Source organism: Rhodococcus sp. (in: high G+C Gram-positive bacteria) (genome assembly GCF_049286785.1).
Classification (GTDB): Bacteria; Actinomycetota; Actinomycetes; order Mycobacteriales; family Mycobacteriaceae; genus Rhodococcus_F.
On record NZ_JBAQEO010000272.1, the window covers coordinates 1 to 15,707 of the forward strand.

The following is a 15,707-nucleotide window of genomic DNA, read 5'->3' on the forward strand; positions in this document are numbered from 1 at the left end:
TTTGCCTACATGACCGTGGCCGAGATCTCGATCAGCTCATACCTGGACCTGATCTCCGAGAACGACGTGGTACAGCCCATGAATCGTGCGACGGTGCGGTTGCACAACCGGGACGAGCGGTGTCACGCGTCGATCGCCGACGAGATCGCGGGAATCGTCTTCGAGACGCTGGACGCCGACAGCCGCGGGTGCTTCCTCGAGGGAATCGTCGACGCCATGAACGCGTTCGCCAGCAACGATTACTCGATGTGGCGCACCATCATCGATTTCGAGAACGTTACCGGCGGACAGTCGATGATCGACGACGTGGAGAACGAAACGGGTCGATCACGACTGGTCCAGGACTTCAGCGGAATCCGGAAGCTGTGTCAGCACATCGGCATCACGGACCGGGTGGAGTTCGACTGGGACTGACAGGGCCGTAGCGGAGAAGGTTTCTACTCCGCTACGAAACCCGTCCGGCGTCAGTCCTGCGGCCCCTCGCCCCGCGCGGCGAGGGCCGACAGTGCCTGAACCCACAGCCTTCCGAACTCCTCGACGTCCTCGCCGCCGAGGATCGCCTGCGGGTAAGCCAGGAAAGCCGACAGTTGCAGCCCGTCTTCGGTCTCGGACACGACCGACTGGATGTCGAGCACTGCCTGCGCAGGCATCGCGCTCTTCTCCGGCCCACCCAGGTCGGGTGCATCGAAGTCGGGGATCCAGCCCAAGTCCCGCAATTCCTCGGGAACCTCGGATGCGCTGACACGCCCGATGTAGTTGAACACGATCTGCGGCTCCGGCCAGTTCTGCATGACCGCAGCGGTGTCCGGATTCAGGTAGCGCAGCATGCCGTAGCCGATTCCCTTGTCCGGTATCGCACTCAACTGCTTGCGTACCGCGTGTACCGCGTCGGCGGCCGCCGGCCCACCCCGCATGGCGTCCGCCAGGTCCACCCCGTGGAGGTCGAGCCGGGCCGGGTACATGGTGGTGAACCAGCCCACGGTCCGCGACAGGTCTGCGCCGGGCACCACGGATTCCTCGCGGCCGTGCCCCTCGAGCGTCACCACCGTCGCGGATTCCTCGACACCGCGATCGCGGCGCCACTGGGCAACGGCGAGGGACAACGCCGCAGCCAGGACGTCACCGATCTCGCCGCCCAGAGCACGCGGGGTGTCACCGAGCAGCGACTCGGTAACGCCCACCGGCACGTCGATCCGGGTTCGTGCCAGCGTGCTCACCAGATCGGTTCGCAGGTCGAGCGCACGCGCACCCAGCAGCGGGTCCGGACCCTCGAGCATGCGTCGCCACACGGGGAGTTCGGCCGCCCGCTCGGGGGAGCCTGCTGCCTCGATGAGGCTGTCGGTCCAGCGACGCAGCGAAGTTCCCACCGGTCCGAGCGCAGCGGCGTCCCCGCGGGCGATCTGCGCACCCGCCGTGGCGAAGTCCTGGACCAGGATGCGCCAGGACACCGAGTCGATCACGAGGTGGTGCGGTACCACGAGAAGCCGGCCCCGCCGATCGGAGTCGGTGGGGTCGAACCACAGGAATTGCACCATCGTCCCGGAAACCGGATCCAGCCTGTCGAGCGCAGCACCGAAGGCCTCCGCGGCAAGATCCCGGAATACTTCCGTGCCCGGTGCGGCGTCGGACGGCGTCTCGACACGATGCACCCATCCCGCGACGTCGACGTCCTCGGTGGGCGCGATATCGAGTGCGGGTCCCGATTCCGTGGTAACCAGCGTCGCGCGGAGTGCGTCGTGCTTGCCGACCACCGCGGCGATCGTCGCGATGAGATGTTCGCGTGCGATTCCCTCCGGCAACGTGAGCAGTATCGGCATCACGAACCGGTTGTAATCACCGCCGCGCTCGACCATCTTGCGGGCGATCGGCGTGAGCGGCACGGTTCCGACCCCGCCGCCCTCGTATTCCGCGAGAGCCGCGGCCGCACCGGAGTCGGCCGCCACGGCCAGAGCCGCCACAGTGCGGCGCTCGAACACGTCTCGGGCCGTGAAGTAGATCCCGGCCGAGCGTGCCCGCGACACCAACTGGATGGACGCGATGCTGTCGCCACCGAGTTCGAAGAACGAATCGTCGACACCCACGCGCTCCCGGCCGAGCAGGTCCGCGAAGATCGCGGCCAGTGCCCGTTCGGTGTCGGTGCGCGGGGCGCGGAACTCGGTGCCCGAGGCGAAGTCCGGCACCGGCAGGGCGCGACGGTCCAGCTTGCCGCTGGAGCCAAGCGGCAGGGCGCCGAGCACCATCACCGAGTCCGGCAGCATGTAGTCGGGCAGCGAGTGCGCGACGAACACGGCGAGCGCCGACGTGTCCACTGCCGCACCGGGACTCGGAACGAGGTACGCCACGAGCCGCGCACCCGCCTCGCTCGTGTGCACGATCACCGCCGCCTGCGCGACGTCCGCGTGGCGGGTGAAGGCCTCTTCGATCTCCCCCAGCTCGATGCGCAGGCCGCGCACCTTCACCTGGAAGTCGGTGCGGCCCACGAACTCGAGTAGGCCGTGCTCGTTCCACCGCACGAGGTCGCCGGTCCGGTACATCCGGGCGCCCGGTTCCGCGTACGGGTTCGCCACGAAGCGCTCGGCGCTGAGGCCCGGCCGGTTCACATAGCCGCGCGCGAGTTGGGCACCGTCGAGGTACAGCTCACCCGGAACGCCGACCGGGGCCGGTCGGAGCCGCGCGTCGAGCACGTAGGCAGCGGTGTTCCAGGTCGGCCGGCCGATCGGCGCGATCGCCGCCGCCCCCGCCGCGTCCACCTCGTGCGCGGTCGAGTTGATCGTCACCTCGGTGGGACCGTACAGGTTCACGAGTTGCGCGGACCCGAGCCGCGCCACCCGGTCGGCCGTCGACTGCGGCAACGGCTCACCGCCCGCGAACACCAGCCTCAGCGAACCGCACCGGTGCGCGTCGGCGGCGTCGAGGAACAGTGTCAGCACCGACGGGACGAACTGGACGACCGTCACCCCCTCGGCGGCCACGGCGTCGGCCATGTACCCGGGATCACGATGCCCGTCGGGCGACGCAACCACGAGGGTGCCGCCGACGACCAGCGGCAGGAACAGTTCCCACACCGACGCGTCGAAGGTGAACGGCGTCTTCTGCAGCACGACGTCGGACGCGTCGATGCGGTAGACGTCGCGCATCCACGCCAGCTGGTTCGCGAGCGCGGCGTGCGGGATCGCCACACCCTTCGGGCGTCCCGTCGAACCGGACGTGTAGAGCGCGTACGCCAGGTTCCCGGGCTGGAGTGCGCCGCGCCGCTCCTCGTCGGTGATCGGTCCGTCGGGCAATTCGCCGAGATCGAACTCCTCCACCAGGTACACCGGCACGTCCACGTCGAGGTTCGCGATGTCGTCCTCGACGCTGAGGATGCACGCCGGTGCCGCACTGTCCACCACATAGGTGGTGCGGTCCGCCGGGTGTTCGGGGTCGATCGGCACGTAGGCGCCGCCCGCCGCATGGATCGCGTACAGCGTGACCACCAGGTCCAGCGAGCGCCGCATCGCGACACCGACCACGGCATCCGGGCCGACACCGACCGAGATCAGTTGCCGCGCGAGACGGTTCACCCGCGCATCGAATTCGGCGTAGGTGAGCCGCTCGCCGCCGGCGACGATCGCGATGGCATCCGGAGTACGCGCCACCTGTGCCGCGAACATCGACACGACGGACTCCGGCGGTACCTCGTGCGCGGTGGTGTTCCACTCGGTGAGCACCAGATCCCGCTCGTCGTGCCCGAGTAGATCCAGATCCGCGACCAGCGTGGAGCCACCCGTCGCGATGGTCCGCAGAACACGGCCCAGCCGCGTTCCGAGTCGGCCGATCGCTTCGGCGGAGAATACGTCCGGAAGGTACTTCAGTACCAGATGCAGCTCGCTGTCCGACTGCGCGAGCACACTGAGTGGGTAATGCGAGGCATCGCTGATCTGGGCGTCGGTCACGCGCAGACCGTCGAGGTCGCTGTTCTCGGTGAGCCCCGCGCGATCGATAGGGTACGACTCGAACACGGTGAGCGTGTCGAAGAGTCCGCCGATGCCCGCGATCTGCTGGATCTCCGGGAGCCCGATGTGATGGTGCTCGAAGAGCGCCGACTGCTCGGCCTGCAACCGCTCGAGGAGTCCGATCAGCGACTCGCCGGCGTCGACGCGAACCCGCACGGGAATCGTGTTGATGAACAGCCCGACCATCGACTCGATACCGCTGACCTCCGGGGGACGGCCCGAGACCGTGGCACCGAACACGACGTCGTCGGTTGCGGTCATCCGCGCCAGCAGCAGACCCCACGCCGCCTGCACGATCGTGTTCATGGTCAGACCACGATCGCGGGCGACGCGTGCAAGATCCTCACTGACCGACGCGCCGAGCCGCATTTCCCATTCGACCGGCTGCGGACGCATCTCCGACGGCGGAACAGGCGAAAGCACGGTCGGGCCCTCGAGCCCGGCCATCGCGTGGGCCCACGCGGTGCGCGACGCATCGGCATCGCGCTCGGCGACCCAGCTCAGGAAGTCGCGGTAGCCGCGCACCCGCGGCAGATGCGAGGTGTCGCCGCGTGTGACGTAGAGAACCAGCAGGTCCTTCATCAGCAACGGCATCGACCATCCGTCGAGGAGGATGTGGTGATTGCTGATCGAGAACCGGTAGGCGCCCGGGCCCATACGAATCAACAGGAATCGCATGAGCGGCGGTTGCGCCATGTCGAAACGAGCCGAACGATGCTCACTCAGGAGACGATTCAGCTCCTCCTGACGCTCCGATTCGCCGAGACCCGACAGGTCGAGTTCTACCCAGGGCAGTTCGACGTGATCGACCACCACCTGTACGGCCGTACCGGACGCGTCCTGCACGAACGCCGTACGCAGGTTCGCGTGACGACCGATCAGCGCCTCGGCGGCACTGCGCAGTCGCGCGGTGTCGACCGTGCCCTCGAGCGCCAGGACCACCTGCGCGGTGTAGACGTCCACCGAGTCCTCGGCGAGAACCGAGTGGAAGAACATGCCGGACTGGAGGGGTGCGAGCGGCCACACATCGGTGGCCTCCGGGTAACGCTGTTCGAGCACCTCCAGGTCGGCCTGGGTGACCGAGACCAGTGGCACGTCCGACGGTGTGAGACCGCCGCCGTTCGGGCCCGCCGCATGCTCGGCCAACGCGGCTGCCGCGGTGTGCCACAGCTCGGCGAGCTCCCACACCTCCGCCTCGGTGAGAATGTCCGATACGAAGGCGAGCTTGGCTTCCAGCTGCGGACCCGATGCGCTCTCCGACGTGACCGCATTGATGCTGAGTACCGCCGGCGCCACCATCTCGTCGTCCATAGCGCCGCCGAATTCACCCGAATCGCCGTCCGGAATCCAGCCCAGGTCCCGGATCTCGGCGGGGACGTCCACCGAACCCGCGCGTCCGAGATAGTTGAACCCGATCTGCGGGGTCGGCAGAGCGGCCAGGGCAGGCGCGGTCTGGTCGTTCAGGTACCGCAGCAGCCCGTAGCCGATTCCCTTGTCGGGCACGGCGAGCAGCTGTTCCTTGACAGCCTTGAGGGCTGTACCAGCCGACGAACCGCCGTCGAAAGCGTCGTCGAGGTCGGCCCGGGACACATCGAGACGGACCGGATACAGGCTGGTGAACCACCCGACGGTGCGGGAGAGGTCGGCGCCGGGCACCGTGTCCTCTTCCCTACCGTGCCCTTCGAGGTTGATCAGCACGGAGTTCTCCACGGCCACCGGCACGTCCTGTTTTTGCCGGCGCCACTGTGCCACGGCCAGTGCGAGCGAGGCGAGTAGACCGTCGTTGACGCCGCCGTTGATCGACTGCGGAATCGTCGTGAGCAGTGCCTGCGTCACCTCGGTCGAGAAGGTCATGCTCAACCGCTTCGTCCGGGAGACGACGTCGCGCTGCGGGTCGAACGCACGCCGGCCGAGCAGAGGATCGGGCCCGTCCAGCACGTTCTGCCAGAAGCTCAGCTCGGTCGTACGATGCGCCGACCGCGCTTCCTCGGTCAGCCGGTTCGCCCAAGCCCGCACCGACGACCCCACCGGCTCGAGTCGCGGAGTCTGCCCCTCGGCGATCTGTGAACCTGCGATAGCGAAGTCGGGCAAAAGGATTCGCCACGACACACCGTCGACGACGAGGTGATGTGCCAGTATCAGCAGGCGTCCGCTCTGCTCGGGCAGTGACGTGGCGGGAGCGAACCAGACGAACTGTGTCATCCGGCCTGCAGCCGGATCGAGACGCTCCGCAGCGCGGTTCATCGCCGCACGTGCCACATCCTCGAATCCGTCCGTGCCCGGGAGGTCCGTGAACTCGACCCGTTCGAGCAGCTCGACAGCGCGGAAGGCCTCGTCCACCGGGAGCGTCTCGAATATCCACTCCTCCCCCGACCCGGTCAGCCGGGAACGGAGAATGTCGTGGTGGTCCAGAATCGCATCGACCGTGGAAACCAGCTGTGCGCGTGTCAGTCCCGCCGGAACGGTAAGCAGAACGGCCTGGGAGAACTTGTCGAAGCGCCCCGCCGACTCCGTCATCCACCGGACGATGGGTGTCAGGGGAACAGGGCCCACACCGCCGCCGGGCAGTTCCTCGAGCGTGACCGACTCGACATCGACGGCCCAGGCGGCCACCTCGGCCAATGCTGCCACCGTCTTGCGCTCGAAGACGTCCCGCGCCGAGAACAGCACACCTGCCGCCTTCGCCCGGGTCGTCAACTGGATCGATACGATGCTGTCGCCGCCGAGGGCGAAGAACGAGTCATCGACGCTCACCCGGTCCACCCCGAGTACCTGGGCGAAGACGTCGGCAATAGCCTTCTCCAACGGGGTCGACGGAGCCTGGAACTCGCTCGACACCGTGACGAACTGCGGGTCCGGCAGCGCCTTCCGGTCCAGCTTCCCGGCCGGTGTCAGCGGTACGGAATCGATCGTCATGATCGACGACGGAACCATGTAGCCGGGCAGGATCCCGGAGACGAATCCGGACAGCTCCGCCACATCGATGGTGGATCCCTTGGCCGGCATCACGTACGAGACCAGGACGGTCTGCCCGGTCTTCTCGCGGTGGTGGCCCACGGTGACGGCGAACCCCACGCTCGGGTGACTGGCGAGTTCGGCGTCGATCTCACCGAGTTCGATGCGGAAGCCGCGCACCTTGACCTGGAAGTCCGAGCGTCCGACATAGTCGAGCACCAGATCGTCGCCGTCGTGCACCCAGCGGACCACGTCACCGGTGCGGTAGAGGCGCTCGCCGGCGTCACCGAACGGGTTGGCGACGAATCGTTCCGCGGTCAGGACGAACCTGTTGTGGTAGCCGCGTGCCACGCTCGGTCCGGCCACGTACAGCTCACCCGCAACACCGACGGGCACGGGGCTCAGCCGCGAGTCGAGAACCACGACATCGACACCCCGGATCGGCCCACCGATCGTCACGGGTCGACCCGCCTCCATCGGCGCGCTCGACGTGCTCCAGATCGTCGCCTCGGACGGCCCGTACAGGTTGAACATATTTCTGCCCGGCGCCCACTTCTGCACGAGTTCCGGCGGGCACGCCTCACCGGCCACCGACAGAACCTCGATTTCCTCCAGCCCGGCGGGATCGATCGTGGTGAGGGCTGCCGGTGTGATGAAGGCGTGGGTGACCCGTTGCTTCTTCAGCAGCCGGGCGAGCTCGTCGCCGCCGTACACGACGCCGGCGGCGATGACCATTGTCGACGCCGCCGACACCGCGTGCAGCAGTTCGAACACCGATGCGTCGAAACTCGGTGAGGCGAAATGCAGCACGCGCGACTGCGGGGTCAGTCCGAGGCGCTCGACCTGTTCCTCCGTGACGTTCGCCAGACCGGTGTGGGTGACGACGACACCCTTGGGCAGACCCGTCGACCCCGAGGTGTAGATGACGTACGCGGCGTTCTCGACCCGGATCGGGCGAACACGATCGGCCTCCGTGATCGGGTCGGTGGAGACCGACGCGCAGGCGCGATCCATCTCGTCCTCACCGAGTACCAGCCAACGCACGGTGTCGGGCAGTTCCCCGGCGTGTGCCGCGGTGGTGAGGCCGATCTCCACGCGGGAGTCGGTGACCATGTGCACGATGCGATCGAACGGGTAGCTGGGGTCGACGGGCACGAACGCGGCTCCGGTCTTGGCGACCGCCCAGATCGACAGAATCGACTCGACCGATCGGGTCAGCGCGAGTGCGACGAAATCATCGGAACCCACACCACGCCCGATCAGTACCCGGGCCAGGCGATTGGAACGCTCGTCGAGTTCGCGGTAGGTGACCCGCTCGTCGCCGCACACGACCGCCACGGAATCGGGGGCAGACCGTGCCGCGGTCTCGAGGATCCGATCCATCGTCGTCGGCGGAGCGGTCCGGGTGCCGAGCACCGGCGCAAGCCTTCCCCGCTCGTCCGGACCGAGGAGATCGATGTCTCCGACCACGACCGAAGCGTCGGTGGTGATCGCCTCGAGGATGCGCCCGAAGCGATACGCGAACGAGGCGACCGTGCGTTCGTCGAACAGATCCGTTGCGTAGGTGAACACGCCGCGCATCGGCGAGTCGGCGTCCTCCGTCGAATCAGCCAGGGTGAGCTGGAGATCGAACTTGGCAGTACCCATGTCGCCGTCGAGTCCCTCGACGGTCAATCCGGGCAGTTCCAGGTGCGCCGGCGCGGTGTTCTGGAAAGCCAGCGCAACCTGGAACAGCGCTGAATGTGCCGTCGACCGCTCCGGTTGGAGAATCTCGACGAGTCGTTCGAACGGCACATCGGTGTGCGTGAACGCACCGAGATCGTTCCGGCGGACCTGTGCGAGCAGATCGGAGAAACGCGCGCCGGCGTCGACCCGTGCCCGCAACACCACGGTGTTCACGAACATGCCGACGAGGTCGTCGAGCGCTGCCTCACCGCGACCTTCGATGGCGGTGCCGATCGCGATGTCGTCGGTGGCACTCGCGCGAGCAAGCAGCACGGAGAAGGCTGCGTGGGCAACCATGAACAGCGACGCGTTGTGTTCACGGGCCAATGCTCCGAGGCGGCCCCGGAGTTCGGCGCCGATCTCGAATTCGAAGTTCGCTCCGCGCGCCGACTGGACCGGCGGGCGCGGGCGGTCCGTCGGCAGCGGTAACGCATCCGGTACACCGGCGAGGGTCTCGCGCCAGTAGCCGATCTGCTCGGCCGCCAGGGAATCCGGCTCGTTCTCGTCACCGAGCAGCTGGTGCTGCCACAACGAGAAGTCGACGTACTGCACCTCGAGCGGCGCCCAGTCGGGCTCGGATCCTGCCGCGCGCGCACTGTAGGCCACGACGACGTCACGGGCGAGGGGTGCGGTGGAGGCACCGTCCGACGAGATGTGATGGACGACGATCACCATCACGTGCTGATCGTCCGCGATCCGGAGCAGGTGGGCTCGAACCGGAACTTCCTTCGCGACATCGAAGCCCTCGGAGATGATCTCGGTCACGCGATGGAGGAGTGTGTCATCCGTCGCGTCTTCGATCACGAGTTCCGTTGCGGCCGCGGACGCCGGGAGGATGATCTGCGCGGGACCTTCACCGTTGTCCGGGTACATCGTGCGCAGGGTCTCGTGCCGCTCGAGGACGTCGTGGAGAGCCTCCTCGAGTGCCCGGACGTCGAGTTCACCGGCCAGCTTGATCGCCAGCGGAATGTTGTACGCCGCGGACGCCGTGTCGAACTGGTTGATGAACCACATGCGCGACTGCGCCGGCGACAGCGGAATCCGGGCCGGGCGCGACTGTGGTTTCAGCGCCGGGCGCCCGGTCCCCGCCGGGCCGGAGTGTTCGGCGCGGACGGACAGCGCGGCCACGGTGGGCGCCTCGAAGAGTTCCCGCACGCCGATCGACGTGTCGAGAGCGGCATTGACCCGGGCCACCACGCGGGTCGCCACCAGGGAGTTGCCGCCCAGATCGAAGAAGCTCTCGTCGACACTGACCCGTTCGTGGCCGAGGACGTCCGCGAACACTCCCGCAATGATGTCTTCGACCGGAGTTCGCGGTGCCTTGTACTGGCCTGCGCCGACTCCGAATCCGGGTTCTGGCAATGCCTTGCGATCGATCTTGCCGTTGATGTTGAGCGGCAACTCGTCGAGCACGATCAGCGCCGCCGGCACCATGTAACCCGGGACGGATCGGCCGGCGAACGCGAGCACGTCGGCGACGTCGAGCGAATCACCTTGCTCGGAAACGACGTAAGCGACGAGCCGGTCACCGGTGTGACGGTCACTGTGGACCACCACCACCGACTGTGTGACATCGGGGTGCGCCGACAGTGCCCGCTCGATCTCGCCGAGCTCGATACGGAAACCGCGGAGCTTCACCTGGAAGTCGGTGCGGCCGACATAGACCAGGTTGCCGTCCCGGTTCCAGCGGACCAGGTCACCTGTGCGGTACATCCGGGCGCCGGAGTCCGTGAACGGGTTTGCCACGAAACGTTCCGCGGTCAGGTCGTGGCGGCCGAAGTAACCGCGGGCCAGCTGCTCGCCCGCGAGATAGAGCTCGCCCTCGACGCCCGCGGGAACAGGGTGTAGCCGCGAGTCGAGCACATACGTCCGGGTGTTCCACTCGGGTCGGCCGATGGGAACGGAACCGTCGCGTTCGTCCTCACACCGGTAGTGCGTGACGCTGACGGCCGCCTCGGTGGGGCCGTAGAGATTGAAGATCTCCGCGTTGCACACTTCCCGGGTTCGAAGCACGGTGTCGGCGGGCAGTGCTTCACCGATGCACAGGATTCGCCGCAGCGAGACCAGCTGCGGCGGCTGCGCCACCGAAACGAATGCGGACAACAACGACGGAACGAAGTGCACGTTCGTCACCTGCTGCTCGGATACCAGTCGCGCGAGATACGACGGGTCACGGTGGCCGCCGGGCGAGGCCACGACGAGACGCGCACCAGCGGTGAGTGCCCACCAGAATTCCCACACCGAAAGATCGAATGTGGCGGCTGTCTTGAGGAGCACCGAATCGTCGGTGGTGAGTGGGTATTCGGACTGCTTCCAGCGCAACTGGTTGGTGATTGCGGCATGCGAGACCGCCACACCCTTCGGCCGGCCGGTGGACCCCGACGTGTAGATCACATAGGCCGTGTTCGCCGGACGCAGCGGAGCGAGGCGCTCCATGTCGGCCACCGGGGTGGCGTCGATACCGTCGAGTTCGAGTTCGTCGAGCACGAGGTATTCGGCACCGGCGGGTAGGTCACCGATCACGTCCCGGCGGGCAAGGATGCACACGGGCTGCGCGCTTTCCAGCACGTAGGCCGTGCGCTCGGTGGGATGCTCGGGATCTATCGGGAGATACGCCCCACCTGCGGTGGCGACGGCATACATACCGACAAGGAGATCGATCGAACGCGGAAGGGCAAGGCCTACCACGGTTTCCGGCTCGACACCCAATTCGATTAGGTGACGTGCCAGCCGATTCACCTTTGCCGCGAACTCCGCATAGGACAGCGTCGTGCCCTCGAACTCGACGGCAGCCGCAGCAGGGTTCGACGCTGCGGCCCCCGCGAACATGTCGGCCAGCGTGATGCCCGCCAATTCGACTCCGGTGTCGTTCCATCCGGACACCAACAGGTGAGCCTCGTCGTCACCGATCAGCTGGAGGTCTCCCACCGCGGAGGATGGATTCTCGATCGCCGCAGCGATCATCCGGGTGAACTTGTCAGCGAAGTCCCGGATGGTGGCAGCGTCGAACAGATCGGTGGCAAAGGTGAACACACCGGGCATGGCTTCGCCCTCTGCACTGTCACCCAGAACGAGATGGAGATCGAACTGTGCCACGCCTCCCTCGACCTCGAGGGGAGCGACGGTCAGCCCTGGCAGTTCCAGTTCGGCCTTGGTTGTGTTCTGGAACGAATAGCCGACCTGGAAGATCGGGTGATGCGCCATCGAGCGCACGGGATTGAGTTCCTCGATCAGACGCTCGAACGGGACATCCGCGTGCGAAAACGCGGTGAGGTCGGCTTCTCGGGCGAGTTCGAGGATCTCGTCGAAGCTGCGCTGCCCATCGACCTGCACGCGCAGCGCGAGAGTGTTGACGAACATGCCCACGACGTCGTCGAGTTCACGTTCTCCGCGGCCGGCGATCGGGGTTCCCACCGTGATATCACCTGAACCGGTGAGTCGGCTCAACAGCACCGCGAACGCCGCGTGCACTGCCATGAACACGCTGGCATTGTGCCTGCGGGCAATCACGGCAAGTCCGCGGTGCAGTTCGGCGTCCAACGTGAAGGACACGCGTTCACCGCGCAGCGACTGCACCGGGGGGCGCGATCGATCGAGCGGCAACTCGAGAAGGTCGGGGACACCGGCGAGCCGCTGCTTCCAGAAGTTCAATTGCGACGCGAGGAGGCTGTCCGGGTCGTCCTCGCTGCCGAGGAGTTCACGCTGCCAGATCGCATAATCCGCGTACTGCACCGGGAGCGGGGTGAAGTTCGGATCCTGACCCGCCGCACGCGCGACATAGGCCGTCATCACGTCACGCACGAACGGGGCCGTGGACTCACCGTCGGTGGACACGTGATGCACCACGAGGGCCAGCACATACTCGTGGGCTGTGATGCCGCCGACCTGGAACAACTGCATCCGGATCGGAGGGACGTCGGCGGTCACGTCGAATCCGGTGGTCACCATCTCGACCAGGCGCGAACGCAGCCCGGTCTCGTCGATGGGGACCGGCGAGACATCTATCGGTATCTGCGATGCCGGCAAGATCACCTGGTGGGGACCTTCCGGCGAGTCCGGGTACACGGTGCGCAGCGATTCGTGACGTTCGAATACGTCGACGATGGCGGACCGCAGCGCCTCCACATCGGGTGCTCCGGTCAACCGCACCGCGAGCGGAATGTTGTACGCGGGAGAGTCCGGGTCGAAGCGGTTGATGAACCACATGCGCGCCTGCGCGAGCGACAACGGGATACGCGCCGGACGTTCGGCGGCACGGAGCATAGGACGACCGGAGTCGGCCACGACCAGCGCAGAAGCGCGCGCTGCCAACTCCGCCACCGTCGGCGCCTCGAACAACTCACGCACGCCGATGCGTCCACCGAGCACCTGACCCACCCGGGACACGACTCGGGTGGCACTCAGCGAGTTTCCGCCGAGGTCGAAGAAGCTGTCGTCGACGCTCACCTCGACGAGACCGAGGACATCCGCGAAGATGTCGGCGATGGACCGCTCCAGTGGAGTGGACGGGGCACGGAACTCCGCCACCGACGAGACGAACTCCGGCTCCGGGAGCCGAGTGCGATCGAGCTTGCCGATCGTCGTGAGCGGAATCTCGTCGAGGAACAGGATCACCGCGGGCACCATGTAGGGCGGAAGTGTTTCGCCCACCAGAGCTTTGAGGTCTTCCGCGGTCGGGGTGCTTCCCGCCGCCGGCACCACGTACGACACGAGAGCCGTCTGCCCGGACGGGTCCTCGCGACCCACCGTCACCGCGAACTCCACGGCGGAATGCGCAGCCAGGGCCGCGTCGATCTCACCGAGCTCGACGCGGAAGCCGCGGACCTTCACCTGGAAGTCGCTGCGACCCACGTATTCGACGCGATGGCCGTCTGCCCAGCGCACGACGTCGCCGGTACGGTACATCCGCGAGCCGGACTCTCCGAACGGGTTGGCCACGAACCGCTCCGCCGTGACCGACGGGCGGTTGTGGTAGCCGCGGGTCACCGACGGGCCACAGATGTACAGCTCGCCGGGGACACCCTCGGGAACCGGTCGCAGCCGGGAATCGAGAATGAGCGCCTCGACACCGCGCAGCGGGGAGCCGATCGTGACCCGCTCACCGGCCACCATCGGCTCGGTGATCGTGACGATCACGGTGGTCTCGGTGGGTCCGTACGCGTTGCGCATCTCGCGTCCGGGTGCCCACCGCGCCACCAGCTCGGGGGTGCAGGTGTCGCCACCGACCACCACGGACTTCACCGAATCGAGGCCTTCGGGATCGACGGTCATCAGTGCCGTCGGCGTCATGACTAGGTTGCTGACCCGCTCGCGCCGAATCAGCTCGGCCAGTTCGTCACCGCCGTACACGTCTGCCGGCGAGATGACCAGGGTGGCGCCCGCGCTGAACGCGGCGAGCATCTCACCGACAGAGGTGTCGAAGCTCGGCGACGCCACGTGCAGGAAGCGGGAACTCGGCGACACGACGTAATGCTCGCGCACTTCGCTCGTGAGGTTCGCGAGTCCGCGGTGGGTGACCACCACGCCCTTCGGCTTACCCGTCGAACCCGACGTGTAGATGAGATACGCCGGGTGATCGACCGTCAGCAGGCCGGTCCGGTCACCGTCCTCGACGGGGCTCGCATCCTGAGATTCGACCTCGGCGACGAGTTGGGCGTCGTCGAGTTGCAGCCAGTTCACGGACTGCGGAAGGTCGTCGTGCACGCCGGACACGGTGAGGCCCAGTACCACACCCGAATCCGACAACATCTCGTCGACCCGGTCGAACGGGAGTTTCGGGTCGACCGGCAGGTAGGCGCCGCCCGCCTTCGCGACGGCCCAGATGCCCAGGATCGATTCGACGGAACGGGTGATCGCCAGGGCCACATACGTCTCCGGCCCCACACCGTGACCGATGAGCACGCGTGCCAACCGGTTGGACTGCTCGTCGAGCTGGCCGTAGGTCAGCTCGATACCCTCGAACGAGAGCGCGGTCGTCGTCGGGGAGATGTCGACCCCGGAGCGCAGCAGGTCAGGCAGGGTCCGCGGGACCACGGATTCGGGGCCTCGCACGGGTGCGATCGCCGCCTTCTCCTTCGGATCGAGGATCTCGATGTCCCCCAGTACCACCGACGGATCGCTCGAAACCGCGTCGAGGATGCGCGTGAAGCGCCTCGCGAACTGCTGGATCGTCTGCTCGTCGAACAGATCTGTGGCGTAGTTGAAGGATGCAGCGATACCCGCAGCTCCACCGTCGACGTGGCGCTCGCCGACACTGAGCTGGAGATCGAACTTCGCCACGTCCAACGGTGTCTCGAGTACAGACACCTCGAGTCCGGGCAGTTCGAGAGTGGCGCCGGTGGTGTTGTTGAACGCAAGCGCCACCTGGAACAGCGGCTGATGCGCGGTGGAGCGAGGCACCTTCAGTACCTCGACCAGGCGCTCGAACGGGACGTCGCCGTGCGCAAATGCCTCGAGGTCCGACTCCCGCACCTGCTCGAGCAGTTCGACGAAACGAGCGTCCGGGTTCACCGCACTCCGCAACACCAGAGTGTTCACGAACATGCCGACCATGTCGTCGACTTCCCGCACGCCGCGACCGGCGATCGGAGTTCCGATGGCGAGATCGGTGTTCGAACTCGAGCGCTCGAGCAGTACCGCGAACGCCGCGTGGACGACCATGAACATACTCGCGTTGTTCCGGCGCGCGAGGGCAGCGAGCGCCTGATGCGTCTGCGTATCGATCTCGAACTCGAAGGTCGATCCCCGCAACGACTGCACGGGCGGACGCAGATGATCGGTGGGCAGTTCGAGCAGTTCGGGAAGATCCGCGAGTGCGTCACTCCAGTAGTCGATCTGGCGTGCGGCGATCGATCCCGGTTCGGACTCGTCACCGAGCACCTCACGCTGCCACAGCGCGAAATCTGCATACTGCACCGGGAGCGGCGCCCAGCCGGGCTCGGAACCGGCAGCGCGCGCGACGTACGCCGCCATCATGTCGCGGAACAACGGCGCCATCGACGCACCGTCGGCGGAGATGTGATGGACGACGAG

The 15,707-nt window shown here is 66.9% G+C and carries 2 protein-coding genes; one reads left to right on the forward strand and one right to left on the reverse strand.

Translation table 11 applies throughout. The features are described from left to right. The coding region (locus tag WAW17_RS10800) for a diiron oxygenase (protein WP_422332977.1) at positions 1-414 on the forward strand (414 nt) is incomplete at its 5' end. Positions 415-464: 50 nt separating this feature from the next. Here the strand turns inward: WAW17_RS10800 and WAW17_RS10805 are convergent. Continuing rightward, positions 465-15,707 (reverse strand): amino acid adenylation domain-containing protein (locus WAW17_RS10805; RefSeq protein WP_422332978.1); only part of this gene is annotated, 15,243 nt, incomplete at its 5' end.